29 protein-coding genes are annotated in these 26213 nt (G+C 71.8%); 18 read left to right on the top strand and 11 right to left on the bottom strand.

The window, feature by feature from the left end; genetic code table 11:
• Window positions 1–195 precede the first annotated feature (195 nt).
• The 5 genes from ACIQKA_RS01420 to ACIQKA_RS01400 all read left to right on the top strand — a co-directional run bounded on the left by ACIQKA_RS01420 (window position 196) and on the right by ACIQKA_RS01400 (window position 5746).
• Window positions 196–1176: a TauD/TfdA family dioxygenase gene (locus ACIQKA_RS01420; RefSeq protein ID WP_402539609.1), complete on the top strand. Its 981-nt coding sequence runs from the start codon at window positions 196–198 to the stop codon at window positions 1174–1176.
• A 43-nt stretch (window positions 1177–1219) separates the two neighbouring features.
• Window positions 1220–2350, top strand: coding sequence for an inosamine-phosphate amidinotransferase 1 (locus tag ACIQKA_RS01415; protein WP_383149832.1), 1131 nt, complete (start codon window positions 1220–1222; stop codon window positions 2348–2350).
• Window positions 2351–2522: 172 nt separating this feature from the next.
• Complete coding sequence (locus tag ACIQKA_RS01410) at window positions 2523–3473, top strand: ornithine carbamoyltransferase (RefSeq protein WP_383149831.1); 951 nt, start codon at window positions 2523–2525, stop codon at window positions 3471–3473.
• Entirely contained in the window at window positions 3470–4717 is a 1248-nt protein-coding gene (locus tag ACIQKA_RS01405) for a diaminobutyrate--2-oxoglutarate transaminase (protein ID WP_390107679.1), read from the top strand. The genes ACIQKA_RS01410 and ACIQKA_RS01405 overlap by 4 nt, the downstream gene beginning before the upstream one ends.
• A gap of 66 nt (window positions 4718–4783) precedes the next feature.
• Entirely contained in the window at window positions 4784–5746 is a 963-nt protein-coding gene (locus tag ACIQKA_RS01400) for an NAD-dependent epimerase/dehydratase family protein (RefSeq protein ID WP_383149828.1), read from the top strand.
• A 93-nt stretch (window positions 5747–5839) separates the two neighbouring features.
• On the opposite strand, the gene ACIQKA_RS01395 is transcribed toward ACIQKA_RS01400, so the two are convergent.
• Window positions 5840–6781: a phosphotransferase family protein gene (locus ACIQKA_RS01395; RefSeq protein WP_383437838.1), complete on the bottom strand. Its 942-nt coding sequence runs from the start codon at window positions 6779–6781 to the stop codon at window positions 5840–5842.
• Window positions 6782–6965: 184 nt separating this feature from the next.
• Between ACIQKA_RS01395 and ACIQKA_RS01390 the strand changes: the two genes are divergently transcribed.
• The 3 genes from ACIQKA_RS01390 to ACIQKA_RS01380 all read left to right on the top strand — a co-directional run bounded on the left by ACIQKA_RS01390 (window position 6966) and on the right by ACIQKA_RS01380 (window position 10363).
• The gene (locus ACIQKA_RS01390) at window positions 6966–8009 is read left to right on the top strand and encodes a hypothetical protein (RefSeq protein ID WP_402539607.1); all 1044 of its coding nucleotides are present in this window, start codon (window positions 6966–6968) and stop codon (window positions 8007–8009) included.
• Window positions 8010–8768, top strand: coding sequence for a PP2C family protein-serine/threonine phosphatase (locus ACIQKA_RS01385; protein WP_402539606.1), 759 nt, complete (start codon window positions 8010–8012; stop codon window positions 8766–8768). It abuts the gene before it with no gap.
• A 98-nt stretch (window positions 8769–8866) separates the two neighbouring features.
• Window positions 8867–10363 (top strand): glycosyltransferase, encoded by a 1497-nt coding sequence (locus tag ACIQKA_RS01380; protein WP_402539605.1) that lies wholly within the window; start codon window positions 8867–8869, stop codon window positions 10361–10363.
• Between the two features lie 479 nt (window positions 10364–10842).
• Here the strand turns inward: ACIQKA_RS01380 and ACIQKA_RS01375 are convergent, their stop codons facing one another.
• Entirely contained in the window at window positions 10843–11079 is a 237-nt protein-coding gene (locus tag ACIQKA_RS01375) for a hypothetical protein (protein ID WP_383149818.1), read from the bottom strand.
• Window positions 11072–11953: a mycothiol conjugate amidase Mca gene (mca, locus tag ACIQKA_RS01370; protein ID WP_383149816.1), complete on the bottom strand. Its 882-nt coding sequence runs from the start codon at window positions 11951–11953 to the stop codon at window positions 11072–11074. The genes ACIQKA_RS01375 and mca overlap by 8 nt, the downstream gene beginning before the upstream one ends.
• A gap of 98 nt (window positions 11954–12051) precedes the next feature.
• On the opposite strand from mca, the gene ACIQKA_RS01365 reads away from it, so the two are divergent.
• On the top strand, window positions 12052–12453 hold the full coding sequence (locus ACIQKA_RS01365) for a DUF4307 domain-containing protein (RefSeq protein WP_383149814.1): 402 nt from the start codon (window positions 12052–12054) through the stop codon (window positions 12451–12453).
• A 189-nt stretch (window positions 12454–12642) separates the two neighbouring features.
• Window positions 12643–13140, top strand: coding sequence for a transcription elongation factor GreA (gene greA, locus ACIQKA_RS01360; RefSeq protein ID WP_383149813.1), 498 nt, complete (start codon window positions 12643–12645; stop codon window positions 13138–13140).
• A gap of 106 nt (window positions 13141–13246) precedes the next feature.
• On the opposite strand, the gene ACIQKA_RS01355 is transcribed toward greA, so the two are convergent.
• The 3 genes from ACIQKA_RS01355 to ilvA form a co-directional block, all read right to left on the bottom strand.
• Window positions 13247–14104 (bottom strand): ABC transporter permease, encoded by an 858-nt coding sequence (locus ACIQKA_RS01355; RefSeq protein ID WP_383150045.1) that lies wholly within the window; start codon window positions 14102–14104, stop codon window positions 13247–13249.
• 5 nt (window positions 14105–14109) lie between these two features.
• Complete coding sequence (locus tag ACIQKA_RS01350; RefSeq protein ID WP_402539603.1) at window positions 14110–15207, bottom strand: ATP-binding cassette domain-containing protein; 1098 nt, start codon at window positions 15205–15207, stop codon at window positions 14110–14112.
• A 114-nt stretch (window positions 15208–15321) separates the two neighbouring features.
• Entirely contained in the window at window positions 15322–16551 is a 1230-nt protein-coding gene (ilvA, locus tag ACIQKA_RS01345) for a threonine ammonia-lyase (protein ID WP_383149809.1), read from the bottom strand.
• 149 nt (window positions 16552–16700) lie between these two features.
• On the opposite strand from ilvA, the gene ACIQKA_RS01340 reads away from it, so the two are divergent.
• Genes ACIQKA_RS01340 through ACIQKA_RS01325 form a run of 4 tightly spaced genes read left to right on the top strand, consistent with a single transcriptional unit; the run spans window position 16701 to window position 18213 of the window.
• Entirely contained in the window at window positions 16701–17240 is a 540-nt protein-coding gene (locus tag ACIQKA_RS01340; RefSeq protein WP_383149807.1) for a MarR family winged helix-turn-helix transcriptional regulator, read from the top strand.
• 31 nt (window positions 17241–17271) lie between these two features.
• A complete protein-coding gene (locus ACIQKA_RS01335) occupies window positions 17272–17718 on the top strand; it encodes a sigma factor-like helix-turn-helix DNA-binding protein (protein WP_383442931.1) in 447 nt (148 codons plus the stop codon).
• Window positions 17715–17966 (top strand): hypothetical protein, encoded by a 252-nt coding sequence (locus ACIQKA_RS01330; RefSeq protein ID WP_386374431.1) that lies wholly within the window; start codon window positions 17715–17717, stop codon window positions 17964–17966. The genes ACIQKA_RS01335 and ACIQKA_RS01330 overlap by 4 nt, the downstream gene beginning before the upstream one ends.
• Before the next feature lie 55 nt (window positions 17967–18021).
• Window positions 18022–18213 (top strand): DUF1059 domain-containing protein, encoded by a 192-nt coding sequence (locus ACIQKA_RS01325; protein ID WP_366371353.1) that lies wholly within the window; start codon window positions 18022–18024, stop codon window positions 18211–18213.
• 94 nt (window positions 18214–18307) lie between these two features.
• Here the strand turns inward: ACIQKA_RS01325 and ACIQKA_RS01320 are convergent, their stop codons facing one another.
• Window positions 18308–19462: a cystathionine gamma-synthase gene (locus ACIQKA_RS01320; RefSeq protein WP_402539601.1), complete on the bottom strand. Its 1155-nt coding sequence runs from the start codon at window positions 19460–19462 to the stop codon at window positions 18308–18310.
• A gap of 71 nt (window positions 19463–19533) precedes the next feature.
• Here ACIQKA_RS01320 and ACIQKA_RS01315 point away from each other — a divergent pair, with 71 nt between their 5' ends.
• A complete protein-coding gene (locus ACIQKA_RS01315; protein WP_383149799.1) occupies window positions 19534–20640 on the top strand; it encodes a hypothetical protein in 1107 nt (368 codons plus the stop codon).
• A 93-nt stretch (window positions 20641–20733) separates the two neighbouring features.
• Window positions 20734–21393 carry a peptide-methionine (S)-S-oxide reductase MsrA gene (gene msrA / locus ACIQKA_RS01310; RefSeq protein ID WP_383436687.1) on the top strand — a complete coding sequence of 220 codons (660 nt, stop codon included), beginning with the start codon at window positions 20734–20736 and terminating at the stop codon, window positions 21391–21393.
• Between the two features lie 28 nt (window positions 21394–21421).
• On the opposite strand, the gene ACIQKA_RS01305 is transcribed toward msrA, so the two are convergent.
• Both ACIQKA_RS01305 and ACIQKA_RS01300 read right to left on the bottom strand, forming a co-directional pair.
• Window positions 21422–21772, bottom strand: a complete 351-nt coding sequence (locus ACIQKA_RS01305) for a DUF1330 domain-containing protein (protein WP_390107755.1) — start codon at window positions 21770–21772, stop codon at window positions 21422–21424.
• A gap of 91 nt (window positions 21773–21863) precedes the next feature.
• On the bottom strand, window positions 21864–22916 hold the full coding sequence (locus ACIQKA_RS01300) for an NAD(P)-dependent alcohol dehydrogenase (protein WP_383149793.1): 1053 nt from the start codon (window positions 22914–22916) through the stop codon (window positions 21864–21866).
• 119 nt (window positions 22917–23035) lie between these two features.
• On the opposite strand from ACIQKA_RS01300, the gene ACIQKA_RS01295 reads away from it, so the two are divergent.
• On the top strand, window positions 23036–23908 hold the full coding sequence (locus tag ACIQKA_RS01295) for a helix-turn-helix domain-containing protein (protein ID WP_383149791.1): 873 nt from the start codon (window positions 23036–23038) through the stop codon (window positions 23906–23908).
• Between the two features lie 83 nt (window positions 23909–23991).
• Here the strand turns inward: ACIQKA_RS01295 and ACIQKA_RS01290 are convergent, their stop codons facing one another.
• Both ACIQKA_RS01290 and ACIQKA_RS01285 read right to left on the bottom strand, forming a co-directional pair.
• On the bottom strand, window positions 23992–25263 hold the full coding sequence (locus tag ACIQKA_RS01290; RefSeq protein WP_383149789.1) for an Ig-like domain-containing protein: 1272 nt from the start codon (window positions 25261–25263) through the stop codon (window positions 23992–23994).
• A gap of 192 nt (window positions 25264–25455) precedes the next feature.
• On the bottom strand, window positions 25456–25797 hold the full coding sequence (locus ACIQKA_RS01285) for a hypothetical protein (RefSeq protein WP_383149787.1): 342 nt from the start codon (window positions 25795–25797) through the stop codon (window positions 25456–25458).
• A 111-nt stretch (window positions 25798–25908) separates the two neighbouring features.
• Between ACIQKA_RS01285 and ACIQKA_RS01280 the strand changes: the two genes are divergently transcribed.
• Window positions 25909–26175 carry a hypothetical protein gene (locus tag ACIQKA_RS01280; RefSeq protein WP_383149786.1) on the top strand — a complete coding sequence of 89 codons (267 nt, stop codon included), beginning with the start codon at window positions 25909–25911 and terminating at the stop codon, window positions 26173–26175.
• Window positions 26176–26213: the final 38 nt, after the last annotated feature.

The raw sequence follows: 26213 nt of genomic DNA, 5'->3' as shown, positions 1-26213 counted from the left end.
GAAGTACCGAGGGAAATTCCGCGGCGAAGAGCACGGCGGAACGACAGGGCGGCGGGGGCGCTGCGTGTCCCTTTCTCGCGGCAGTTCCGTGCACCCCCCGAGGTGTTCACCGGGACGCGAAATCACCTTTCCCTCGCCGGCGTGCACCATCTATGCACGCTCGAATGCGAAACGCTGAAACGAGAGGGCATCGAAGTGGAATCCACAACGAAGTCGCCGACAGCGACGATCGAGATGAAGCCGCACGAAGCCGAAGAGCTGTGGCAGGCCATCGGCACGCTCGTGGGCGGCAGGGACCTCGAAACCCTCGCCCCCGACGAGTTCGTCGACCTGGCGCTCGAAGCGAACGCGTTCCTGCCGGCCGCCGTTCGCCGCCACGTCACCGCCTACCGGCGCTACGCGCCGCAGGGGGACGTCATCCTCCTGCGCGGCCTCCTGCCGAACAGCGCCGCGCTTCCCGAGACGGCGGTGGCCCCGTACGCACCGCCGCCGCCCGGCCCGGCACAGCGCGCCTCGCTGCTGCTCACCGCGGTGACGGTCATGCTCGGCGAGCCCTTCAACTACGCGAGCCTGTACAAGGGGCGCATCGTCCAGAACATGGTGCCGGTGCGGAGGATGGAGTTCACCCAGACCAGCCAGAGCAGCACCGGCATGCTCGACTGGCACTGCGAGGACAGCTTCCGCGAGGACCGCTGCGACTACGCGGGCCTCCTCTGTCTCCGGGGCGACACCTCCGCGGCGTCCAAGTACGCCCGTGTGAAGGACGTCGACCTCCCCGACGAGCAGATCGCGATCCTCCGACAGCCGCGCTATCACGTGCGGCCGGACCCCGCCCACGTACTGCCCGACGACATGCCGAAGCGCCCCCTCGCGATCCTGACGGGCTCGGAGGCGTCGCCGGAGATCGCTTACGACACCCACCACCTCGAAGTGGTCGACGAGGCCGACGACGAGGCGGCGACGGCCCTGAGGGACCTGGGCATGGCGCTGGACAAGGCCGCCGTCTCCCACGTGATGGAGCGGGGCGACCTCCTGATCTTCGACAACAAGCGGGTCGTCCACGCCCGTACGCCGTTCACCGCGCGCTTCGACGGAAAGGACCGCTGGCTGATGCGCACGATGATCTGCGGCAGCGCGCTGACGTTCCGCCGCTGGGGCACCCGCATTCCGGAGTAGCAGAGCCAGAAGAACCGCAGAGGACAGAGGAGGACCCACACACATGACCGTGGCACCGGACACGAAGTCCGCAGCAGACCTGGGCACCGACAGCGCGTCGCGACCGGAGGGCGGGGCGAAGGCGGTGAACTCCTGGGACGAGTTCAGCCCGCTGCGGGAGATCGTCGTCGGCGACGCGACGGGCGCGGGCGTTCCGTCGCAGACCGACGTCTCGGCCTGGCTCAACGACTACCCCGAACTCACCCCGTCCGAACGGGAGCAGGTCGGCGGCCAGTTCCCGAAGCGGGTCATCGAGGAGACGAACGAGGACCTCGCCGACCTCGTGACGACCCTGCGCGAGATGGGCGTGCTGGTGCACCAGCCGCCCGCGTCCGATCACGAGCAGGAGTTCGGCGGCCCCGGCTGGAAGACCAGGGGCCGCCACTCGTACTGCCCCCGGGACCTGGCCCTGGTCATCGGTTCGACGATCATCGAGGCGCCGAGCCCGTCACGCGGCCGGTACTTCGAGCTGGCCAACATGAGGGACCTCTTCCAGGACTACCTGCGGCGCGGCGCCCACTGGCTCGGCGCCCCCCGGCCGCAGCTGCGGGACGAGCTGTTCCTCACCGACGAGGACGGCAACCCCACCCTGGGCGAGGCGGAGCCGGCCTTCGAGGCGGCCAACGTGCTGCGGCTGGGCCGCGACGTCTTCTACCAGGTCTCCCGCAGCGGCAACGAGATGGGCCTCCGCTGGCTGGAGTCGACCCTGGAGCTGCTGGGCGACATCCGCGTCCATCCGCTGCGCGGCCTCTACCGGGGCACGCACATCGACAGCACGATCACCTTCCTGCGGCCGGGCCTCGTGCTGCTCAACCCCGAGCGCGTCACCGAGGAAACCGTCCCGGAGCCGCTGAAGGGGTGGGACGTGATCTGGTGCCCGCCGATCAACGAGCCGGCGGCGCCCCTCCTCCCGCGGACGCTGAGCACCCCCTGGGTGGGGATGAACCTGCTCATGGTCAGTCCCGAGCTGGCCGTCGTCGACGGCAATCAGACCGAGCTGATCCGCGAGATGGAGAAGAAGGGCATCACGGTCGCGCCACGGCGACTGCGCCACTCGCGCGTGCTCGGCGGCGGATTCCACTGCGTCACGTTGGACACCGTCCGCGAGGGCGGCCCCGAGCGCTACCTGGACTGACCGGCGCGAAGCCGCCCCCCGGAGGCGGAGTTCTCCGGTGGTGTCCCTCGCCCGGGGCCGCGCCGCCTCGACGGCACGGTCCCGGGCAGGCGCGGCGGCGCCCACGGCTGCGGTCCCTCCGGAAGAAGCAGAGCAAGCGGAGCAACAGGAGTAAGAGGAGCGAGTGGATTCGATGACAGTGGGATTCCCGAACCGGCGGCCCCTGCTGAGCCTGGCGGACCTCAGCCCGGAAGAGATCACGGAGGTCGGCGAGCTCGCGTTCCGCTACGGACAGGACCCGGGATCCTTCGCGGGCCGCCTGGCCGGGACGAAGGTGGGCCTGGTGTTCACCGCGCCGTCGACCAGGACCCGGACGTCGTTCTGGAGCGCGGCCCGCACCCTGGGCTGCGACGTCCTGCACCTCGGCGAGGCCGACCTCCAGATCTCCACCGGGGAGACCTGGAGCGACACGGGCGCGATGCTCGCCCACTACCTCGACGTCGTCGTCGCCCGCACGAACGGTCCGCGGCGTCACCTGGCCGAGCTGGCGGAGCACGTGCCGGCGACGATCGACGCCCTCACCCGCGAGGAGCACCCCACCCAGGCGATCGCGGACCTCTGCGCGCTGCGGGACCACTTCGGTGACGTCACCGGTCTGCGCCTGGCCTACCTGGGCGAGGTGAACAACACGGCCCGGGCGCTGGCGCTGCTCGTCTGCAAGCTGCCCTTCCACGGCCTCGACGTCTACGGCCCGGCCGGCTCGGGGTTCTCCGCCGAGGAGATCGCGTCGCTGAACGCCATCCGGGGCCAGGAGGTCGTCCGCCAGCACCACGCGGTGCCCGACACGCCGGACCCGGTCGACGCGGTGTACACGACGCGCTGGCAGTCGATGAGCGCGGCCCGCCACGATCAGGCCTGGCTGGCGCGTTTCGAGGGGTTCGACGTCACCAAGGACCTGATGCGGCGCTTCAGCGGATCGACCGACGCCGTGTTCATGCACGACCTGCCCGCGGTCCGCGAACAGGAGGTGGCGTCCGACGTCCTGGACGGCACCAGCGTGACCTCGCTCGTGCAGCGGCAGGCCCGCCACAAGGCGTCCGCCGCCGCCGCGGCGCTGCTCTGGGCGTCGGGCGTGCCGTCGTGACCAGCACCGAGCGGCTCGACTCCGAGGTGCGCAGCTACAGCCGACGGTGGCCGGTGGTCTTCGACCGGGCTGTGGGAAGCCGGCTCCACGGGGTGGACGGCAGGTCCTACCTGGACTTCTTCGCCGGGGCCGGCACGCTCAACTACGGCCACAACAACCCCGTACTCAAGCGGGCGCTCCTCGACTACGTCGGGAACGACGGGGTCACGCACGCCCTCGACATGTGGACGGTGGCCCGAGAGGGCCTGCTGGAGGCACTGGAGGAGAGGATCCTCGCCCCACGGGGGCTGGCGTACAAGGTCGTCTTTCCCGGTCCCGCCGGAGCGAACGCGGTGGAGGCGGCTCTCAAGCTGGCGCGGAAGGCCACCGGGCGGAAGTGGGTCGCCCACTTCGGCGACGCGTTCCACGGCATGACCCTGGGCGCGCTCTCGGTGAACGGCGATCCGGCGATCCGGCGCAGCGCCGGGACGTCCCTCGTGGACCGCGTCCAACTGCCCTACGACGACGACCGGGCCGACGTCGCGGACGTCGAGGCCCTGCTGGCGGCCACCGAGGGCGGCCTCACCGGCACGGCCGCCGTCATCGTGGAGACCGTGCAGGGGGAGGGCGGGATCAACGTCGCCCGCCTCGCGTGGCTGCGGAAGCTCGCCGCCGTCTGCCGAGGCCACGGCATCCTCCTCATCGTCGACGACATCCAGATGGGCTGCGGCCGCCTCGGGCCCTTCTTCAGCTTCGAGGACGCCGGGATCGAACCGGACATCGTCTGCCTGTCGAAGAGCATCAGCGGCTACGGACTGCCGATGGCGCTCACGCTGATCCGGCCCGAGCTGGACGTGTGGCGGCCGGCGGAACACAACGGAACCTTCCGCGGCTTCAGCCTGGCCTTCGTGACCGCGGCCGAGGCGGTGCGCCACTACTGGAGCGACGACGGGCTGGAGAGGTCCACCGAGGACAAGGGAGAACACGCCCTCGGGGGCCTCCGGCAGATCGTGGCCTCCTATCCCGGGGAGGAACTGGCGGTCCGCGGGCGCGGCCTCGCCCTGGGCCTGGCCACCGCCGACGGCGCCACGGCCGACCGGATCAGCGCGGCGGCGTTCGCACGCGGACTCCTGCTGGAGACGTGCGGTCCGGGCGGCGGGGTCGTGAAGCTCCTGCCGCCGCTCACCGTCTCCCGCGGCGACCTCGACCTCGCGCTGGACGTCCTCGACGCCTCCGTGAGGTCGGCCCTCGTCACGCGCGTCTGAGCCCACCGCGACGCCTGGAGCCGCGGGAGACACCACAGGCACATCGGACTCAAGGAGAGAAGGACCATGACGCAGTACGAGGGACGTGTAGTGGTCACGGGCGGCGGCGGCTTCGTGGGCTCGCACCTGTGCGAGCGGCTCCTGCGCGAAGGCTTCGCGGTCGTGTGCGTCGACGACTTCAGTACGGGATCGGTGCGCAACGTCGAGCCGCTGGAACGCCGCTCCGGCTTCCGACTGCTGGAGGCCGACGTGTCGGCCGGCTTCGACGTCGGGGGCACGGTCGACGCGGTGCTCCACCTCGCCTCCCCCGCCTCTCCCGTGGACTACCTGAGGCGTCCCCTGGAGACGATGCGGGCGGGGTCCACCGGCACCCAGCACGCCCTGGACCTGGCCTGCCGCAAGGGTGCGCGCTTCCTGCTCGCGTCCACCAGCGAGGTCTACGGCGACCCCCAGGTCCACCCCCAGCCGGAGAGCTACTGGGGCCACGTGAACCCGGTGGGCCCGCGCGCCGTCTACGACGAGGCCAAGCGGTTCAGCGAGGCGCTGACCGTCGCCCATCGGGACGCACGCGGCCTGGACGCCCGGATCGTGCGGATCTTCAACACCTTCGGACCGCACATGCGCGCCGATGACGGCCGGATGATCCCCAACTTCATTCGCCAGGCCGTCGCCGGAGAACCGCTGACGGTGGCCGGGGACGGCAGCCAGACCCGCTCGCTGTGCTACGTGAGCGACACCGTGGACGGCATCCTCCGGCTCCTGTGGGCGCCGGGCGAGCAGGGACCGGTGAACATCGGCGGGACGCACGAGATGACGGTCCTCGCGACCGCCGAGATGATCCGCGGCCTCGTCGGCTCGTTCTCGTCCATCGAGTTCGTCGCCCGCCCCCAGGACGACCCGGGCCTGCGGCGGCCGGACATCAGCCGGGCGGAACGGTCCCTCGGCTGGCGGCCGGCGGTGAGCATCGAAGCCGGGATCAAGAGGACCATCGACTGGTTCCTCGAGAACAGCGTCCCTCTCGGCTCCTGACGCGTCCGTACGGTTCATCGTGCCCCGTCGCACCCGGCGGCGCGGGCACGGGGAACCGTACGGGTCAGGGGCGTGGCGCACGCCGCCGGGACGTCAGCCCAGGGCGGCCATCAGGCCGGTGACGTAGGTGTCCAGACGCCGTTCCAGGACGCTCGTCGTGAGGTCGGTCCGCCCTGCGGCCTGGTAGGCCTGCGCCCACAGGTCGACCTCCTCGGAGCACGCCAGCGCGTCCCGCACCAGCCAGTACAGGCGCTCGCCCGGCTTCGACGCCAGCGTCCCGCCCGCCTCCTCGTAAGCCCCGGCGAACCGCAGTCCCCACGAAGGGTCGTGGAGGAGCGCGAGGTTGGTGGAGCAGTGGGCGACATCGAGGTCCGCCGGACCCCAGGAAGGCTGTGACCAGTCGACGACGCCGACGATCCGGGCCTCGTCCGGACGGGACGACGGCACGTCGAACAGGACGTTGCCCGGCTGGAAGTCGCGATGCAGGAAACGGCCTTCGTACGACGGGGCGGGCTCGCGGATCACGTCGATCGCCGCGGCCCAGGCGGCCTCCTGGCCGCCCTTCGGCACGACGACCGATTCCGGCGTCGTCAACGTCGTGAACGTCCGGGGTCGCTCGACGGGCTGAAGCGCGTGGATGGCGACGAGTTGACGGGCCAGCAGGGGGGCGCGGGTCTCGACGCCCTCGTCGTCGAGGACCGAGCGGCCCTCCAGATGCGTCATCAGCAGCGACGGGTACTCGCAGTGCGCGGCCGTCGGGTCGACCGCGACCAGATCCGGCGCGAGCACCCCGGTCCCACCGAGGAGTTCCAGGGCGCCCGCCTCCCTGGTCAGCCATTCCTCGGCATTTCGCAGGTAGAACGGGTCGACGAAACTGCGCAGCACGAGGTGACGGGTGACGGCGTCCTGGGTGCCGATGGTCAGCTTGCGCATTTCCGCGGTCATGCCGCCGTGCAGCATCGCGGTTTCGACGACTCGTTCGCCGCTGTCCAGGTGTCGGTTCACCCAGGCGAGAGTCTTCGGCCGCAGATTCATGTCGTCATGAAACGTATTCACGGGGTCATGTGAACATGCGGGCACCAGACGGCGCAAGCGCGTTCAACGTGCCCCAACTCGCTTGTGCAAAAGGCGACTTCGCCGCACCGGCGACAAGTTCGACCCTCTGTTATGGTTCCGTCGAAAAGACGAGGCCGACCGAAGAATTGCAGCCCGCATCAGCGTGAACTGGACGGAGCTCTTCATGACGCGTTGGGAGAACGTCTACATCGCGGCGACGGCGGTGGACCTGCCGCCCGTCGTCCCCGTGTCCGAGGCCGTGGCAGACGGAAGTTACCCGGAGAAACTCGCACGGCGCACACGACAGCGCACCGTCGCGGTCGCTCCGGCGGACGAGCCCCCGGCGGCTTTCGCCGCCCGGGCGGCGAAAGCGGCCCTGGCGGATTCGGGGTACGCCTTCGACGACGTCGGACTGCTCGTCCACACGTCGGTCCTGGACCCGTCGCCCCGGATGTCGAATCCCGTGATGTGGCTCGAGCGGGAGATCGGACCGGGCGGTTTCCGGGACGTGGCGCAGCTGATGAACGGCTGCGACGGGGTGGTGAACGGCATGCGCTGGGCCGCCGCCCGTCTCACCTGCGAGACCGAACACGGGGCCGCGCTGGTCACCGCCGCCGAGAGCTGGCAGCCGAAAGAGGTGATCGACCGGTGGACCGTCGACCCGGACACCCCGTTCGGAGACGGCGGAGCGGCACTGGTCATGTCCAGGGACCACGGAATCGCCCGCCTCCTCGCGACCGCCAGCCACACGCAGCCGCATCTCGAAGGGGTCCACCGGGGCCCCCGCGTGTTCGGCCAGGGCGTCAGCCTTCCGGTGGTCCTCTCGCAGCGCTCCCACGCCTTTTACGAGACGTCCGACATCTCTCGCGAAGAAGCCTGGAAGATGCGCGGAGACGGAATTGGCGCCGTCATCGACAAGGTACTGGCCGATGCCGGCATCGCACGCGAACAAGTGGCCCGTGTGGTGCTGCCTTTCAGGGGACGCCAGGTCCTCGAAGAAGAGTATTTCCCCTATCTCGGAGACCTCGAACCCGCGCGCTCCAGCGAGGAACGGGGACGCGAGATCGGGCATCTGGGCGGGGCGGATCCCATCGCCTCCCTCCACTACGCGATCGCGTCGGGCGAACTCTCCCCGGGGGACCACGCCGTCGTCTTCAGCGAGGGTGTGGGAATCGTGCAGTCCGCCGTACTCGTCGAGGTCGTCTGAATGACCACGCAGTTCGGATACGGGAACGTCCGCGTCGCCACGGCCACACGGACCGGCACCGCCACCCCCAGCGGAGACGCGGTCGCCGTCCACGTCCAGGCCGACGGCACCACCGCTGCGGCCGTGGTCGACGGCATCGGGCACAGCCACCGCGTCGCGTCCGCGGCGGAGCTGCTCGCCACCGTCATGGCACGGGTCGCGGCGCGCCGGGGAAGCCTCGCCGGCCTGCTCACCGGCACCGAGCTGGTGGCCGACAAGGGCGCGGGCGACGAACCGGAGCCGGACGCCGTCGCGGTGGTCGCCACGGTGACGGCTTCGGCGACGGCGTCCGGCTCGACCCCGGGGTTGGCGTCCGCGTCGGCCGAGGAGGAGCGGATCCGCGTCGCGTGGGTCGGCGACTGCCGCGCCTACGCCCTGGAGGGCGGACGGCTGCGGCCGCTGACCGCCGACCACAACCTCGCGGAGCACCTGACCCTGTGCGGGTACACCGGCGAGATCCCGCGCCAGGCCGCCAAGTGGGTCCGCACGACCGTGCGGAGCGCCGCCGTCGCCACCGTGTCGGAGGCCTGGACCCGGTCCCCGCTGGTGGTGCTGATGTCGGACGGGGTCCACGACCAGGTGCCGCACGGCGCGATGGAGGCGCTGGCCCTCCGGTACGAGGACGATCCCCAGGCCCTGTCCGAGGCCCTGGTGGCCGCCGCGACCGGCGCGGACGGGGTCAGGGACGACGCCACCGCCCTCGTGATCCGCCGCGGCTGAGGCGGTCGGGGACACGGCAGCGCGCCGGTACGGCACCGCGGCGGCAGAACATCTCACCCGTGACCAGCGGGTCACGGGGCGATCCCCAGGGAGGGTACGTGTCGAGCAGCGAGGGCATCGTCGTGCTGACCACCAGGGAGAAGGAGTGGTGGCTGAGCCTGCAGGAGATCATCCCGGCCGTCGAACGCGTCTGGGACCGCATCGGCCGGTCCGGGCGGCAGGCCGTCAGCACGTTCTGCGTTCCCCTGCCGCCCGCGGTGGAAGAGCGCCTCCGCGCCCGTGCCGCACGGGTGGAGCGCGTCGTCCTCACCACCGTGACGCCCGGCACGGTCAAGGCCGCGCTCTCCCTGCGGGCGGAGGCGGAGGAGCCCGCGCCGATGATCCTCTACGTCCACGGGGACGGCCCCGAAGGGTTCGAAGCCTTCGGGGCCCTCTCGGACGTGCTCACCGAGCGGGACACCTTCGTCGTGACGTGCGAGGCGGAGGCGGCGACGGTCCGGGCGTGTTTCCCGCGGGCCCGGATCGAGCAGATCCCGTTCCCGCTGGTCGACCTGTTCAAGGTGAACAGCCGGAAGCGGCGGCCGGAAGGCGAGGTCACACGGCTGGGCTACGTCGGGCGCGTCTCGGAGCAGAAGAACCTGCACACCCTGCTGTTCGCCCTGTGGCTCATGCGGAACTCCGGCGCCGGGGCGCCGCCGGTGACCCTGGACGTGTACGGCGGCGAGGACAACCTGGGCAGCCCCAACATGGGGCTCAAGAACTCCGACTACGGCGCGTTCCTGCGGGAGCTCGCCGAGGCTTTGGGCCTGGCGGACGTGGTCACCTGGCACGGGCCCCGGCCCCGCGACTGGGTCTTCTACGACGTCCACCAGGAGCCGCACGTCCTGGTGTCGCCCACGGTGCACTCCGACGAGAACTTCGGCTCGTCCGTCCTCGCGTCCCTGGTGAACGGCCATCAGGTGGTGTCGACGTCCTGGGGCGGCCACCGGGGCTTCCAGGAGTGGTTCCCGGAGCAGCTGACGCTGGTCCCCGTCCACGGGTCCGCGCTGGGCCCGGTCGTGCACCCCGCCACCCTGGCCGAAGCCCTCACGGCCGCGGTGCGCAGGTCGGCGGCCGCCGTGGACGAAGCCGCTCTCGACCGGGGCCGGGCGGCCTTCTCCGAGCGCGCGGTGGTGGAACGCACCCTGGACGTGCTCGGCCGGCCCGACCGCGCTCCCGTGCCGCTGGAGAAGTCACCGGTCCAAGCGGAGATCGACGAGCGCCGGGTCCGGTTCGGCGGTGCCCGCAAGATCTACGCCGACTACGCGGACCCGATCGCGCGGATCTTCTTCGAGGCCTACGGCATGGACGAGCCGCTCCGCTTCGACGCGGGGACCGACTACGCCCTGGCGCCCTGGGTCAGCTGCTCCGACGGCCTCGTCAGCGTCGCCGACCCGCACCGCGGACACCGGAGCTTCCCGATCGCCGCCGACGCGTCCACGCCGTGCGACGTCCTGATGGTCCCGTCCCTGAAGAAGCACCCCCTGCCGGAGGATCTCGTGAGGGACCTGGTGTGCCACGGCTACGCGTTCTCGACGCGGGCCGTCAGCCGTTGAGCGGGGGTCCGGACACCGGCTGACCGCCCCCGCGGACGTCGCTGTCGGGGCGGTACGGGAGGGGAGCGGGCGCACCTGGACCACCGAGAACGTCTCCGTGTCCGCGCTCCCGACCCGCCGGTCCCGGGAGGTGTCGGGGGCAGGGGGCCTCCGACCGGGGGCGGGGCCGGTGCGGGGTGTCGGGGCGTGAGCCCGGGGACCTCCTCCGCCGGCCCCGGTTCCGGCCCGTACCGCCGGTCGGCGCGAAGGCACCGGCCGGGCGGGAGCACCCGTACGCGCCGGACGGCCGTACTGCGCGGGCAGCCGCCCGCACCGGACGCGCCCGGACGCCCTCCGGGGCGTACCGCAGGGGTACGGCCCGGAGGGCGGGGCGTCCGTGGGCCGGAGCCTCCCGGGGCGGGGCCCCGGCCGGAAAGGGCGCCGATTCCCGTGGGTCCCGGCCCGGAAGGCAGCCGATTCCCGACGGTCGGCCGGGGCCACTACTTCTTCGGCGTCTCCGCCGGCGTCGCCGCCGTGGCCGCCGGGTCCGGGGCCTCCTCGAAGGAGACCCGGCCCATGTGGCGGTTCATCGACTTCATCAGCATCCAGACCGCCAGGGCCAGGACCGCGAAGACGACGAAGCCGAGGACGCCGGGGGTCACCTTGTTCTTGTCCAGCTCTTCGGCGGCGAAGGGGACAAGCTGGGTCAGTGCCAGGTGTGCGCTCATGTCAGGCATTGTCGCGGATGCCCGCGAAGAGATCTTCCTCGGGGAGGGAGGTCGGCACCAGCGCCTTGCTGAGCTCGTACTCCTCCGTCGGCCAGACCTTCTTCTGGATCTCCATGGGGACGCGGAACCAGCCGCCGTCCGGGTCGATCTGGGTGGCGTGGGCGATCAGCGCCCGGTCGCGGACCTCGAAGAAGTCGGCGCAGGGCACGAAGGTGGTCAGGGTCCGCTCCTTGCGCTCGAACTCCTTCCAGCGCTCCAGCCACTCCCCGTACGGGGACTCCAGGCCCTGGTCGAGGAGCGCCTGGTGCAGGGCCTCGGTGCGGGGCCGGTTGAAGCCCTGGTTGTAGTAGAGCTTCAGGGGCTGCCAGAGCGGGCCGAACTCGTCCACGGGGAACTTCTCGGGGTCGCCCGCGCCGTCGAAGGCCACCATCGTGATCTTGTGGGTCATGATGTGGTCGGGGTGCGGGTAGCCGCCGTTCTCGTCGTAGGTCGTGACGACCTGGGGACGGAAGGAGCGGATCTTGCGGACCAGCTCGCCGGCCGCCTCGTCGACGTCTTGGAGGGCGAAGCAGCCCTCGGGGAGCGGGGGCAGCGGGTCGCCCTCGGGCAGGCCCGAGTCGACGAAGCCCAGCCACTCCTGGGAGACGCCGAGGATCGCGCGGGCCTCGTCCATCTCCTTGCGGCGCACCTCGTGGATGTTCTCCTCGATGGAGGGGTCGCCCTGGAGCTTGGGGTTGAGGACCGAGCCGCGCTCGCCGCCCGTGCACGTCACCACCAGGACGTCCACCCCCTCGGACACGTACTTGGCCATCGTGGCCGCACCCTTGCTCGACTCGTCGTCGGGGTGGGCGTGCACGGCCATCAGTCGCAGCTGGTCAGTCAAGACTCGATCCTCAGTGATTGGTCGCGGAGGGAGGTCTCTATAGTGACGGAATCGGGGGGCCGAAAATTCCGCCGCCCCCGGCTTCGAGAGGATCGATCATGAGCGCGGTGCGAGAGCAGCCGCCCGAGGGGCGCTACGGACGCTCCGAGGACGAGCGGGCCGACCGCACGCTCAAGGTCGTCGGGTCGGTGCTCGGAGTCCTCTTCCTCGGCCTGCTCGGCTGGTTCGGCTGGTACTACGTGGTCGACAGCAGGATCAGCGCCGAGCTGATCAAGTTCGACGTGGTGAGCGCCACCGAGGTCCAGGTGCACCTGGAGGTCCGCAAGGACGAGGGCGTCGAGGGCGTCTGCACGCTGCGCTCGCGCGCCGAGGACGGGACCGAGGTGGCCCGCAAGGACGTGCGGATCGACGATCCCGCCGCCCGGGTCGACCAGGTCTTCTCCCTCCGCACCACCGCGCACGCGACGAGCGCCGAACTGATCGGGTGTACGACCCGGTAGCGGTGGGTAGGGAGCCGGTGACGAGTCCCGGCGGGTCACCACCGTGACCTGGGGTGACGCCATTCCGTGGTTTATGTCCTCCCGCTTTTCGCCACTGATTGTTAGGCTCGTGGTTTCGCCCACCCGGGACAGCACAGCATTCCCGTGTAGGGCGTTGCTTTGTATTCCCAGTACCTACGAGGAGCACCTGTGACCCAGACCAGCGACAACGTCACCTGGCTCACCCAGGAGGCGTACAACAAGCTCAAGGACGAGCTTGAGTACCTGTCTGGTCCCGCGCGTACCGAGATCGCCGCCAAGATCGCCGCCGCGCGCGAAGAGGGCGATCTGCGCGAGAACGGCGGGTACCACGCGGCCAAGGAGGAGCAGGGCAAGCAGGAGCTCCGGGTCCGTCAGCTCACCCAGCTGCTCCAGCACGCCAAGGTGGGCGAGGCCCCGGCGGACGACGGCGTCGTCGAGCCCGGCATGGTCGTCACGATCGCCTTCGACGGCGACGAGGACGACACCCTGACCTTCCTGCTCGCCTCCCGCGAGTACGCGAGCGGTGACATCGAGACCTACTCGCCGCAGTCCCCGCTGGGCGTCGGCGTCAACGGCAAGAAGGCCGGTGACGACGCCGAGTACGAGCTGCCGAACGGCAAGAAGGCCGCGGTGAAGATCCTCAGCGCGAAGCCGTACACCGCCTGAGGCACCCGGCGCACGACCGAGGGCCGGACCCCGATCGGGGTCCGGCCCTCGGTCGTGCGCCCGCCCCGGGCGCACACGCGTGCGCGTGGCGAGGCGGGGCCGGGCGTCAGGACGCCGCCGAGCGGTACTTGCGGACCGCGAGGGTCCGGAAGAAGGCGATGATCAGGACCGACCAGATGATCGAGGCCCAGACCGGGTGCTGCATCGGCCAGGCGTCCGAGGTCGAGACGCCCGGGTTGCCGAAGAGCTCCCGGCACGCCTGCACGGTGGCGCTGAACGGGTTCCACTCGGCGATGTGCCGCAGCCAGGGCGTCATCTGGTCCGAGTCCACGAACGCGTTCGAGATGAACGTGACCGGGAAGAGCCAGATGATGCCGCCCGAGGTGGCGGCCTCCGGGGTGCGGACGGAGAGGCCGATCAGGGCCCCGATCCAGGTGAAGGCGTAGCCGAGGAGGAGCAGCAGGGCGAAGCCGGCCAGGACCCGTCCGGCGTTGGTCGGCTCGGCGGAGCCGGTGCGCCAGCCGACCAGGAGCGCGACGATCGCGAGGACGAGCAGCGTGACCGAGGTCTGCGCGAGGTCGGCGACGGTGCGGCCGGTGAGGACCGCGCCCCGCGCCATCGGCAGCGAGCGGAAGCGGTCGATGATCCCCTTCTGCATGTCGTCGGCGATGCCGGCCGCCGATCCCGCCGTGGCGAAGGTGACGGTCTGCGCGAAGATGCCCGCCATCAGGAAGTCGCGGTAGACGTCGGGGTCGAGGGTGCCGCCGATCGCCATCGAGCCGCCGAAGACGTACGTGAAGAGCACCACGAACATCACCGGCTGGATGACCCCGAAGAGGATCATCTCGGGGATCCGGGTCATCCGGATGAGGTTGCGTTTGGCGACGACGAGCGAGTCGCCGAGGGACTGGGCGACTCCCCCGCGCGGTCGCGGGGCCCGGGGGGCCGGGGCCTCGGTGGTCACGGTGCTCACTTCACCTCCTCCTTCACGTCCTCGGCGGTCTCCGCGTCCTTCGCGGCCTTCGCGCCCTTCGCGCGGTGCTTGCGGCCCCGGCCGCCCTGCTGGTCCGGGGCGCCTTCCTCCTCCTCTTCCTGTTCGGCCGCGTGGCCGGTCAGGGAGATGAAGACGTCGTCGAGGGTCGGGCGGCGCAGGCCGATGTCGTCGATCTCGACGCCGACGGCGTCCAGGTCGCGGATGACCTCGGCGAGCAGCTTGGCGCCGCCCGTGACGGGGACGGTGAGCATCCGGGTGTGCTCCTCGACGGAGACCTCGGCGCGGCCCCCCGGACCGGGACCGCCGGGGCCGCCGACGCCGTAGCGGCCGAGGACCTCCCGGGCGCCGTCGAGCATCCCCCGCTCCCGGACGACGACCTCGACGCGCTCGCCGCCGGTCTGCGCCTTGAGCTGGTCGGAGGTGCCGCGCGCGATGACCCGGCCGTGGTCGACCACGCAGATGTCGTGGGCGAGGTGGTCGGCCTCCTCCAGGTACTGGGTGGTGAGCAGCAGGGTCGTGCCGCCGGCCACCAGCTCCTTGATGACCTCCCAGAGCTCCTGCCGGTTGCGCGGGTCGAGGCCGGTGGTCGGCTCGTCCATGAACATGACCGGCGGGGAGACCACGAGCGCCGCCGCGAGGTCGAGGCGGCGCCGCATGCCGCCGGAGTACGTCTTGGCGGGGCGGTCGGCGGCCTCGGCGAGGTGGAACCGGTCGAGCAGCTCGCCCGCCCGCTCCTTCGCCGCCCTCGCCCTCATCTGGTAGAGCTGCCCGACCATCTGGAGGTTCTCGCGGCCGGTGAGGTACTCGTCGACGGCCGCGAACTGGCCGGAGAGGCCGATCGAGCGGCGCACCTCGTTGGGGTGCTTGAGGACGTCGATCCCGGCGACCACGGCCCGCCCGCTGTCGGGCCGCAGGAGGGTCGTCAGCACGCGCACGGTGGTGGTCTTCCCCGCGCCGTTCGGGCCGAGCAGGCCCAGGACGGTGCCCTCGGGTACGTCGAGGTCCACCCCGTCCAGAGCTCGTACGTCGCCGAAGGTCTTCACCAGACCTTCGGCGTAGATCGCGCCTGGCATGTGGATACTCCCCATGGATCGGGACTTTTTCCCACCGATCCTAGGTTTGGGGGACGGCCCGCGCCCAGCGAATAAGTGATCCGCGCCACAAGCCGAGGTCAGGGGCGTACGGGATCAGCCGAGCACCGTGTAGCCCGCGTCCCGCAGCGCCTCCGTCACCTCCCGGCAGTGCTCCGGGCCCTTCGTCTCCAGGTGCAGTTCGACCTCCGCCTCCGTCAGGCCGAGCCTCGGGTCGGTCCGCACGTGGCTGACGTCCAGGACGTTGGCGTCGACCACCGTCAGGGCCGCGAGGAGCGACGCGAGGACCCCCGGCCGGTCCGTCACGCGCAGCCGCAGGCTCAGGTAGCGGCCCCCGGCCGCCATGCCGTGCCGCAGCACGCGCTGGAGGAGGAGCGGGTCGACGTTGCCGCCGGAGAGGACCGCGACCACCGGGCCCCGGAAGGACCCCGGGTCGGAGAGCAGGGCCGCGACGGGGCTGGCGCCGGCCGGTTCCACGACCAGCTTGGCGCGCTCCAGGCAGAGCAGCAGGGCGGAGGAGAGCGCGTCCTCGGAGACCGTGCGGACCTCGTCCACGTACTCCCTGACCAGGTCGAACGGCACGTCGCCCGGACGCCCCACCCTGATGCCGTCGGCCATCGTCACCGGCGACTCGACGACCACCGGGTGTCCGGCGGCCAGCGAGGGCGGATAGGCGGCCGCGCCCTCCGCCTGCACGCCGACCACCCTCACGTCCGGGCGCAGCGACTTCACCGCGAGCCCGATGCCGGCCGCGAGACCGCCGCCGCCGACGCCGACCACGATCGTGCGGACCTCCGGGCACTGCTCCAGGACCTCCAGGCCGACCGTGCCCTGCCCGACGATGACGTCGGGGTGGTCGAAGGGGTGGATGAGGACGGCGCCGGTCTCCCGCGCGTACTCCTCCGCCGCCGCGAGCGTCTCGTCCACGACCTGCCCCTGGAGGCGGACCTCGGCGCCGTACTCGCGGGTCGCCGCGACCTTCGGCAGCGGGGCGCCGACCGGCATGAAGACGGTGGCGCGCACGCCGAGCAGCTTCGAGGCGAGCGCGACGCCCTGCGCGTGGTTCCCGGCGGAGGCGGCGACGACCCCGGCGGCCTTCTCCTCCGGCCGCAGCCCGGCGATCCGCACGTACGCCCCGCGCAGTTTGAAGGAGCCGGTCCGCTGGAGGTTCTCGCACTTGAGGTGCACCGGCGCCCCCACCAGGGAGGACAGGTGCCGGCTGCCCTCCATCGCCGTCACGCGGGCCACCCCGGACAGCATCTTCTGCGCCCCGCGCACGTCGTCGAGCATCAGCCGGTGCAAGGGGCGTGGTGTACGGAAGCTCATGACAGCAAGTCTCGCAGCTCACGGCCCTGGTGACCGCCCGGCGGGCAGGTGTCCGAACGGGTTTGGACGGGCCCGGTACGGACCCCCCCGGGTCCGCGTACTCTGTCCCCCACCGTCCGACCGCTCCCGCACGAGAGAGACCCACAGCCATGCCCCCGTCCCAGGACATGACGACCGCTCTCGACCCCGGTCTCCTCGACGCCCTCCAGCACCAGGTGGCCGTCTTCGCCCGCCGGGCCGAACAGACCCGCCTCGGCGGCACCGGCCAGCTCCGCAACTCCATGGACCGGGCCGCGTACCTGCTCCTCAACCGGCTCGACCGGGAAGGCCCGATGGGCGTCAAGGCGCTCGCGGCGGGCATGGGGATCGACTCGTCGACGGTCACCCGCCAGGTCGCCCCGCTCGTGGACACCGGCCTGGTGAAGCGCACCTCGCACCCGGAGGACGGGCGGGCGGTCGTCCTCCAGCTCTCGCAGCGCGGGCTCGCGCGCCTGGAGGAGGTCCGCGCCTCGCGCCGCCGGCTGATGGTCGAGGTCACCGAGGGCTGGACGCCGGACGAGCGCGAGGCCTTCTGCACCCTGCTCACCCGCTTCAACACCGCCCTGTCCGCACGCCAGTCGGCGCACACGGGGCACCTCCCGGCCGAGCCGGGGACCACGGGCGGAAGCGAGTCGGCTCCGGCCTCTTGACCCCGCCCCCGCGCTGTCGTCGGATGAGGGGGTGCGAGAGCGGCGGAACGGCCGGGACGTCCGACGCGCCTCCCGCGCCCGGGAGTTCGACGCGTTCGCGGCCGGGGCGGCGGGGCGGCTGCTGCACGTCGCGACCCTGCTGACGGCCGAGACCCGCACCCGGAACCCGTACGCCCGCGCCCTCCTGACGCACGTCCTCGCGCACGCGTACGCGGTGTGGGACCGGCTGCGCGACGACGACCCGTACGCCTGCGCGCGCGACGAGCTCGTGCTCCGCTTCGCGCGCGCTCCCCGCCGCCACCGCGGCGGCCACGGCGGCGTCCTCGCCGCGCTGGGCCCCCGGGAACGGGTCGTCGTCGTCCTGTGCCTGTACGAGGGGGTCGCGGAGGAGCAGGTCGCGGCGCTGCTCGGGGTCTCCGAGGCGCGGGTCCTGGCCGTCCGCGCCCGCGCGGTCGGCGTGCTGAGGGACGCCCGGTGAACCGGCGCGGTGACCGGGAGGAGGCGGTCCGGCGGCTCCTCGACACCCCGCACCCGCCGGTCCCCCGCGACCTCGCGCCCCGGGCGGCCGTCCTCGGCGCGCGCCGGCTGCGCCGGGCCGGGCGGGCCCGGCGGCTGCTGTGGACCCTGACGGCGCTCGCCCTCCTGGCGTTCGTGGTGTGGGCGTCGGCGGCCCGCCCGTGGGAGCCCCCGCCGGCCGGGACGACGCCGCCGCTCGAAGCCTGGTGAGAACGGACCTAGGCTGGAGGGGAACGGCACGCGCACGGGTGCCGAGGAGGCTGTCATGACCAGGAAAGTCGCCGACTGCCGCAGGACGCCGAGCGTCATGGGCTGCACCCTCACCATCGTCGGTGAGGAGGAGGAAGTGGTGCGGGCCGCCGCCGAGCACGCGGTCTCCGTCCACGGCCACGAGGACACCCCCGAGCTGCGGGCCATGGTCCGCGCGGACCTGGAGGACGAGAAGGTCCCGGCCTGAGGGCGTACGGGAGAGAAAGAGGACGGAAGCGCACGGAGACGGCCGGGTGCGGCCCGTGGGGCCCGCACCCGGCCGCCGTGCGTCCGCCGCCGGTCTAGCCCAGCGCCTGCCGCAGGTCGGCGAGCAGGTCGTCGGCGTTCTCGATGCCCACCGAGAGGCGGACGAGGTCGGCCGGGACCTCCAGGGCGGAGCCCGCGACGCTCGCGTGGGTCATCCGGCCCGGGTGCTCGATGAGGGACTCGACGCCGCCCAGGGACTCGCCCAGGGTGAAGAGCTTCGCGCGGTTGCAGACCTCGACCGCCGCCTCCTCGCCGCCCTCGACGCGGAAGGAGATCATGCCGCCGAAGGACCGCATCTGCTTGGCGGCGATCTCGTGGCCCGGGTGCTCCGGGAGGCCCGGGTAGAGGACCTGGGTCACCTTCGGGTGCTGGGTCAGCATCTCGGCGACCTTCTCGGCGTTCTCGCCGTGCCGGTCCATGCGCACGGCGAGGGTCTTGATGCCGCGCAGCACGATCCACGAGTCGAACGGTCCGGCGACCGCGCCCATCGCGTTCTGGTGGTACGCCAGCTCCTCGCCGAGGGTCGCGTCGGCCGTCACCAGGGCGCCGCCGACGACGTCCGAGTGGCCGCCCATGTACTTGGTGAGCGAGTGCACGACGATGTCCGCGCCGAGCGCCAGCGGCTGCTGGAGGTAGGGCGAGGCGAAGGTGTTGTCGACGACGAGCTTCACGCCGGCCTGGCGGGCGACGCCCGCGACGGCCTCGATGTCGGTGATGCCGAGGAGCGGGTTCGAGGGGGTCTCGACCCAGATCAGCTTCGTGCGGTCGTTGATCGCGTCCCGCACGGCGGCGACGTCGGAGGTGTCCGCGACCGAGAAGTCCACGCCCCAGCGCTGCGCGACCTTGGCGAAGAGCCGGAAGGTGCCGCCGTAGGCGTCGTTCGGGATGACGACGTGGTCGCCGGGGACCAGCAGCGCGCGCAGCAGGCAGTCCTCGGCGGCGAGGCCGGAGGCGAAGGCGAGACCGCGCCGGCCGCCCTCCAGGGCCGCCAGGTTCTCCTCCAGGGCGGTACGGGTCGGGTTGGCGCTGCGGCTGTACTCGTAACCGCCGCGCAGCCCGCCCACGCCGTCCTGCTTGTACGTGGACACCTGGTAGATGGGCGGGACGACCGCGCCGGTCAGCGGGTCGGCGGTGTTGCCCGCGTGGATCGCGCGGGTCTCGAAGCTCTGGTGGATGTGCTGGTCGCTCATGCTCAGGAGCGTAGTGCCGCCGGGCCCCCGCCGCCGCGTCCGTCTCATGGGGTGTCCTGGACAATGGACACATGGAGATTCTCTGGTTCCTCATCGCGCTCGGGCTGCTGTTCGGCGTCCTCGGCCCCTACGTGCTGCGCCGCCGGGGCGGTGGCGTCCGGCTGGCCGCGCCGGGGTCGCCCGACGCGGCGGACCCGGAGGCGTACGGGTTCGTGCCGCAGGAGGACCAGGACGTGCGGCTGCCGGGGGCGGACGAGGACCTGCTCGACGTGCTGAACGTCGTGCAGGCCACCCAGGACTGGAAGGCCGCCGCGCAGCTGCTCGCCGGGACCGGCAAGGACGGCGAGCTGCGCTGGCAGCGCGTGCAGGCGTTCGCGGGCGCGGCCTCCCTGGAGCTCGGGGAGCGGCCGGGCGCCGGCGGGGCGTGGCTGCGGGCCTGGCGGGCGGACGCTCCGAAGGACCCGGGCGGGGCGGCGGTGCACGCCGAGTTCCTGGTGCAGCAGGCGTGGCGTTCCTCGGCGGCCGGGAGCGACGACTTCCGGATCATCCTGGAGGAGGCGCTGAAGGTCACCGAGGAGGCGGCGCTGCTCGCCCCGGGCGACCCCGTCCCGTACATCACGCAGCTGGCCGTGGCGCGCGGCCTGGGCTACGGGCCCGAGCGGTTCGACCAGGTGTGGGCGAAGGTGATCGACCGGGCGCCGCAGCACATGGGGGCGCACCTGGCGGCGCTGCACTACTGGTGCGAGAAGTGGCACGGTTCACGCGAGGAGGCCGACCACTTCGCGACGACGGCGGCGGCGCGCGCCCCGCGCGGCTCGCTGCTCGCCGCCCTGCCGCTGTTCGCGGTGCACGAGCACGTGCCGGACGTGGTGCTCGTGCAGGACTTCTTCCGTACGCAGGTGGTGTCGAAGGCGGTGGAGGGCGCGCTGTACGCGGTGCACTCGGCCCGTCCGGACGACCCGGTGCTGGCGCACGTCCGCCATCTGCTGGTGTGGTTCCTGGTGCGGGGCGAGCGCTGGGCGGAGGCCATGCACCAGCTGGTGAAGGTGGACGGGCACGTGGGCGCGGTGCCGTGGACGCTGAGCGCGGACCCGGCGGCCGAGTACACGGTCTTCCGGAACCTGGCGGTGGCGGGGTACGAGGCGAACGGCGGCAGCCCGCTGACGCTGCCGCGCTGACGGGACGGCCGGGGAACGGGGGCGGGAGCGGGGGGAATCCCCGTGTCCCGCCCCTTGTTGTACGGGCTGCCGACCGTCGAGGAGAGATGCCGCATGTTCCTGTCCCGCACCCCCGTCCTCCCCACCCCCGAGCAGGCCCTGCCCGGCCGCGCCGAGCCGGAGTTCTCCGTGCCCGCGCGCCACACGGTCCTCGGCAACCCGCTCGTCGGCCCGTACCCGGAGGGCCTGGAGGTCGCCGACTTCGCCCTGGGCTGCTTCTGGGGCGCCGAGCGCACGTTCTGGCAGACCGAGGGCGTCTGGACGACCCTCGTCGGCTACCAGGGCGGCTTCACGCGGAACCCGTCCTACGAGGAGGTCTGCTCGGGCCTGACCGGCCACACGGAGGTCGTCCGGGTGGTCTTCGACCCGTCGAAGGTCTCGTACGAGTCCCTCCTGAAGCTGTTCTGGGAGTCCCACGACCCGACGCAGGGCTTCCGCCAGGGCAACGACGTGGGCACCCAGTACCGCTCGGCGGTCTACACCCACTCCCCCGCCCAGGCCGCCGCGGCCGAGGCCTCCCGCGAGGCCTACCAGAGGGTCCTGACGGGCTCGGGCCACGGCGAGATCACCACCCACGTCCTGCCGGCCGCCGACCGCCCGTTCTACCCGGCGGAGGCGTACCACCAGCAGTACCTGGACAAGAACCCCGGGGGCTACTGCGGCATCGGCGGCACGGGGGTCTCGTGCCCGATCGGGGTGGCGAAGGCGGAGTAGTGCCCCTGCGGCGCCCCGCGCCGCCCGCTCACCCGGCCGTCGCCGCCCGCAGTGCCGTGGCGGTGGCGGCCGGGTCGTACCCCTCCGGGACCCCGTCGATCAGGAGGACGTCGCCGGTCATGTGGCGGGTGCGGAGGGGGATCAGGGACTGGTAGGGGGCGGAGGCGTACCAGGCGCGGGCGTTCTCGTAGGTCGGGAAGGCGATGATCACGAGGGCGCCGGGCCAGGTGCCCTCCGGGACCTCGCGGGCGGGGGCGCCGTGGACGAGGAAGCGGCCTCCGTAGGGGTCCAGGGTGGCCCGGACGCGCTCCATGTACATGAGGACCTCCTCGTCGAGGACGGGCTTCGGGTGCAGGTTTCCGAGGGCGTACGCGGTCATGGGAACAGCGTGCCGGGGCATGCCGTACGGGTCGATTACTCCCGACGTCATGCCCCGGAGCCGTACCCGGAGTCGGGTCCGTCGGCCGCCGTCAGATGGTGGACGCGTCGATCACGAAGCGGTAGCGGACGTCGCTCGCGATCACCCGCTCGTACGCCTCGTTGATCCGGTCCGCCGTGATCACCTCGATCTCCGCGCCCAGGCCGTGCGCGGCGCAGAAGTCGAGCATCTCCTGCGTCTCGGCGATGGAGCCGATCATCGAGCCGGCGAGGGTCCTGCGGCCGCCGATCAGGGAGAACAGGCTGATCCTGACCGGCTCCTCGGGGGCGCCCACGTTCACCAGGGCGCCGTCCGTGCGCACCAGGCCCAGGTAGGCGTCGAAGTCCAGCGGCGCCGAGACGGTGGAGATCACCAGGTCGAAGGTGCCGGCGAGCGCGGTGAAGGTCTCCGGGTCGCTCGTCGCGCGGTAGTGGTCGGCGCCCAGCCTCAGGGCGTCCTCCCGCTTCTTCTCGGACTGGCTGAGGACGGTCACCTCGGCGCCGAGCGCGTGCGCGATCTTGACGCCCATGTGGCCGAGGCCGCCGAGGCCGACGATCGCGACCTTCTTCCCGGGGCCGGCCTGCCAGTGGGCGAGCGGCGAGTAGAGGGTGATGCCGGCGCAGAGCAGCGGGGCGGCCTCGTCGAGGCCGATGCCCTCGGGGATGCGCAGGGTGTAGTTCTCGTCGACGACGATGTGCGTGGAGTAGCCGCCGTAGGTCGGCTCGCCGTTCTTGTCACGGGCGTTGTACGTGCCCGTGCCGCCCTCGACGCAGTACTGCTCCAGGCCCTGGCGGCAGTACTCGCACGTGCGGCAGGAGTCCACGAAGCAGCCGACGCCGACCCGGTCGCCGACCCGGAACCGCGTCACGCCGGAGCCGGTCGCGGCGACCACGCCGGCGATCTCGTGGCCGGGGACCATCGGGTAGATGCCCTCGCCCCAGCCGTCGCGCGCCTGGTGGATGTCGGAGTGGCAGATGCCGGCGTACTTGATCTCGATGAGGACGTCGTGCTCGCCGACCGGCCGGCGCGGCACGGTGGTGCGGGCGAGGGGGGCGCCGGGGGCGGGCGCGGCGTAGGCGGGGACGGTGGTCACGTTCGTGGTCATGGCCCCGAGCCTGCCCGGGGACACCGGCGTCTCCCAGCCACCTGTCCTGCCTACGACCGGTGTGCCTACCACTGGCAGGGACAGGAACGCGCGTCCGCCGGAGCGGGCCGGCGGCGATAATGGACCGGGTGGACCCCAGTGCCGAACTCAGTGAATTCCTGCGCTCCCGCAGGGCCCGGCTGAAGCCCCAGGACGTGGGGCTGCCCGAGTTCGGACGGCACCGGCGGGTGCCGGGGCTGCGCCGCGAGGAGCTGGCGCAGCTGGCCGGGGTCTCGGTGGCGTACTACACCCGGCTCGAACAGGGCAACGGCCGGAACGTGTCCATGGAGGTCCTGGACTCGATCGCGCGGGCGCTGCGCCTGAGCGACACCGAGCGGGCGCATCTGACGCACCTGGCGAAGCCGACGGTGAAGAAGCGGCAGCGGGCGGCGATCTCGCGTCCCCAGCAGGTGCGGCCGGGCCTCGCGCATCTGCTGGACTCGATGGACGGGGTGCCCGCCGTCGTCCTGGGGCGCCGCCTCGACCTGCTCGCCTGGAACCGGATGGCGCGGGCGCTGCTCGGCGACTTCACCACCTGGGAGCCGCACGAGCGGAACATGGCCCGGATGGTCTTCCTCGATCCGAACGCGCGCTCCCTGTACCTCGACTGGGAGTGCAAGGCGACCGAGGTGGTGAGCGTGCTGCGGCTGTACGCGGGGTGCTACCCGGACGATCCGAAGCTGCTCGCGCTGGTGGGCGAGCTGTCGGTGCGCAGCGAGGAGTTCCGCTCGCTGTGGGCGGCGCACACGGTGACGGACAAGGGCCACGGCACGAAGCGGATGCGGCACCCGCTGGTGGGCGAGATGGAGCTGTCGTACGAGACGCTGAAGGTGTCCGGCGCCGATCCGGACCTGGTGCTCGTGACGTACCACGCGGAGCCGGGCACGCCCTCGGCGGACGCGCTGCGGCTGCTCGCGCAGTGGGGCGTGGACGAGGCCGTGGACGCCCGGTAGACCGGTGCAGGGAGCGCGAAGGGCCCCCTCCGGGCGGAGGGGGCCCTTTCCGCGTGCGTGCGGGAGCGCGGGGGCGGAAGGGGTCAGATCGCCGAACCGGCCTTCCAGTCCGACCAGCTCATGTTCCAGCCGTTGAGGCCGTTGCTGGGGGCGATCGTCTTGTCCTTGGAGTTCTTGACGATCACGACGTCGCCGACGAGCGAGTGGTCGTAGAACCAGGCGGCCATCTGGTTGGGGTCGCCGGCGCCCTTGACGTCGTTGAGGCCCACGCAGCCGTGGCTGGTGTTGGAGGAGCCGAAGATCGAGTCCGGGCCCCAGTAGTTGCCGTGGATGAAGGTGCCCGAGCTGGACAGGCGCATGGCGTGCGGCACGTCCTTGATGTCGTACTCGCCCTTGCCGTCGTCGTCGGTGAAGCCGACGGTGGCGCCGTTCATCCGGGTCTCCTTGAACTTCTCGGAGATCACCATCTGACCGTTGTAGGTCGGGTTCTCCGGGGAGCCGGCGGAGATCGGGATGGTCTTGACCGTCTTGCCGTCCTGCTTGACCGTCATGGTCTTGGTGGCGACGTCGACGGTGGAGACCTGGTTGCGGCCGATCTTGAAGGTGACGGTCTTCTGCTGGACGCCGTAGACGCCGTCGGCGCCCTCGACGCCGTCGAGGTTCAGCTTCAGCGTGACGGTCGAGCCCTCGGTCCAGTACGCGTCGGGGCGGAAGTCGAGGCGCTGGGGGTTGAACCAGTGGCCGACGACCTCCTGGCCGGAGCTGGAGCTGACGGTGATGGCGCTCTGGACGGCCTTCTTGTCGGTGATCGCCTTGTTGAAGTTGATCGAGACCGGCATGCCGACGCCGACGGTCGAGCCGTCCTCGGGCGTGAAGTTGCCGATGAAGCTGTTGGCCTGCGAGACGGTGGTGAACGAGGAGTTCTCGTGGGCCTCCAGGCCGGCCGCGTCCGCCGCGGTGGCCGTGATCCGGTAGACCGTGGCGCGCTTGAGCGCGACGGTCGGCTTCCAGCTGAGGCCGTCGGCCGCTATCTCGCCCTTGACCGCCGTGCCCTCGGCGGAGGTCATGACGACCTCGGTGAGCTTGCCGTCGGCGACGGTGACCTTGGCGTCGTTGTTGATGGAGGCGTCCTGGGCACCGTTCTTCGGTGAGATGGTGATCCGGGCCTTGGAGGTCTTCTGCGCCGCCGCCTCGTCGACCTGCTCCTGGGACTGCGGGGTCGCGGTTCCGGAGGCGCCGCTGCCGCCCTTGTCGCCGTCGTCGCACGCCGAGAGCACCAACACACCGCTGAGCAGGGCAGCCGCGGCAGCCAGGCTCCTGCGGCGCTTGCCGTCCGTCATCACACGCTTCTCCATCGTCGCCGATTCCCTGTGCACGCTTGCTTCCCTACCCATGACAACCCGTTCGGTGCGGGAACCGAACGATTTGTGGGGAACACCACTGATCGACACGCGCCGGCGGAGCATCCGGTTCCCGTCGCGCGCCCGGTGTCGCGGAAGGGCCCCGGGACGGCGTCCCGGGGCCCGCGAGCAGGCAGGACACCGGCCCTACGGCTGGTCGTCGTCGTCTTCCTCCGCTCCATCCTCCTCCCCGAGGTCCCATTCCAGCGCATCGGGGTCGTAGTCGATCTCCTCGCTGCTCCAGGAGGCCTGGACCATCTCGATGCCGGGGACGTCGCGGATCAGGTCGAAGGGTTCGACGAGGTGGGCGAGGGCCTCGGCGCTGTCCTCGCGCGCGGCGGCGCGGGCGTGCTCCCGCTCCTCCTCGGGCATGAACTCGTCGGCGTCGATCCGGGCCTCGGCGGCCTCGGCCAGTTCGGCCGGTCCGTCGATCTCCAGGACCACATCGACGCGAAGGCGTACATAGCGCGTGGTGTCAGAAGTGCTCATGCTCCGGAGCGTAGGGGTCCGAGGGGCCTCGGCTTTCCCGCGACCCGCTGTGTTCATTAGCATCAACACGCCGCCCTGTTCGTGGTTTCCGCAAGGAGGATCGAAATCTCCGTGTCCGCCGCCCGACGTCTCCTGCTGACCGCCGCCGTCGCGGGAACGCTGCTGTGCGCCCTGTGGTTCGTACCGTCCGCGAACGCCGTGGACCGGGGCGGAGTACGGGTCGGGGTGCCCGCGGACGGTCCCGCCGCGAACGACGGGCGCCTCGCGGAGACCGGGGGCCGGGACACCGTGCCGTACGTGCTCGGCGGGACGGCGTTCCTGGCGGTCGGCGCGAGTTTCGTGGTGCTCGCGATGCGCCGCCGGGGCCGGGCCTCCTGAACCGCGTTCCCCCGCCGCGCACTTGCGGGTGAGGGCCC

Source organism: Streptomyces sp. NPDC092045 (genome assembly GCF_044756005.1).
Lineage (GTDB): Bacteria > Actinomycetota > Actinomycetes > Streptomycetales > Streptomycetaceae > Streptomyces.
This window is presented reverse-complemented; position numbering and strand designations above follow the sequence as displayed.

Coding starts and splice junctions, on each gene's coding strand:
- ACIQKA_RS01415 (WP_383149832.1), top strand. CDS start 1,220: ATGACCGTGGCACCGGACACGAAGTCCGCAGCAGACCTGGGCACCGAC.
- ACIQKA_RS01410 (WP_383149831.1), top strand. CDS start 2,523: ATGACAGTGGGATTCCCGAACCGGCGGCCCCTGCTGAGCCTGGCGGAC.
- ACIQKA_RS01400 (WP_383149828.1), top strand. CDS start 4,784: ATGACGCAGTACGAGGGACGTGTAGTGGTCACGGGCGGCGGCGGCTTC.
- ACIQKA_RS01395 (WP_383437838.1), bottom strand. CDS start 6,781: ATGAATCTGCGGCCGAAGACTCTCGCCTGGGTGAACCGACACCTGGAC.
- ACIQKA_RS01385 (WP_402539606.1), top strand. CDS start 8,010: ATGACCACGCAGTTCGGATACGGGAACGTCCGCGTCGCCACGGCCACA.
- ACIQKA_RS01375 (WP_383149818.1), bottom strand. CDS start 11,079: ATGCCTGACATGAGCGCACACCTGGCACTGACCCAGCTTGTCCCCTTC.
- ACIQKA_RS01365 (WP_383149814.1), top strand. CDS start 12,052: ATGAGCGCGGTGCGAGAGCAGCCGCCCGAGGGGCGCTACGGACGCTCC.
- ACIQKA_RS01350 (WP_402539603.1), bottom strand. CDS start 15,207: ATGCCAGGCGCGATCTACGCCGAAGGTCTGGTGAAGACCTTCGGCGAC.
- ilvA (WP_383149809.1), bottom strand. CDS start 16,551: ATGAGCTTCCGTACACCACGCCCCTTGCACCGGCTGATGCTCGACGAC.
- ACIQKA_RS01340 (WP_383149807.1), top strand. CDS start 16,701: ATGCCCCCGTCCCAGGACATGACGACCGCTCTCGACCCCGGTCTCCTC.
- ACIQKA_RS01325 (WP_366371353.1), top strand. CDS start 18,022: ATGACCAGGAAAGTCGCCGACTGCCGCAGGACGCCGAGCGTCATGGGC.
- ACIQKA_RS01320 (WP_402539601.1), bottom strand. CDS start 19,462: ATGAGCGACCAGCACATCCACCAGAGCTTCGAGACCCGCGCGATCCAC.
- ACIQKA_RS01315 (WP_383149799.1), top strand. CDS start 19,534: ATGGAGATTCTCTGGTTCCTCATCGCGCTCGGGCTGCTGTTCGGCGTC.
- msrA (WP_383436687.1), top strand. CDS start 20,734: ATGTTCCTGTCCCGCACCCCCGTCCTCCCCACCCCCGAGCAGGCCCTG.
- ACIQKA_RS01305 (WP_390107755.1), bottom strand. CDS start 21,772: ATGACCGCGTACGCCCTCGGAAACCTGCACCCGAAGCCCGTCCTCGAC.
- ACIQKA_RS01300 (WP_383149793.1), bottom strand. CDS start 22,916: ATGACCACGAACGTGACCACCGTCCCCGCCTACGCCGCGCCCGCCCCC.
- ACIQKA_RS01295 (WP_383149791.1), top strand. CDS start 23,036: ATGGACCGGGTGGACCCCAGTGCCGAACTCAGTGAATTCCTGCGCTCC.
- ACIQKA_RS01290 (WP_383149789.1), bottom strand. CDS start 25,263: ATGGAGAAGCGTGTGATGACGGACGGCAAGCGCCGCAGGAGCCTGGCT.
- ACIQKA_RS01285 (WP_383149787.1), bottom strand. CDS start 25,797: ATGAGCACTTCTGACACCACGCGCTATGTACGCCTTCGCGTCGATGTG.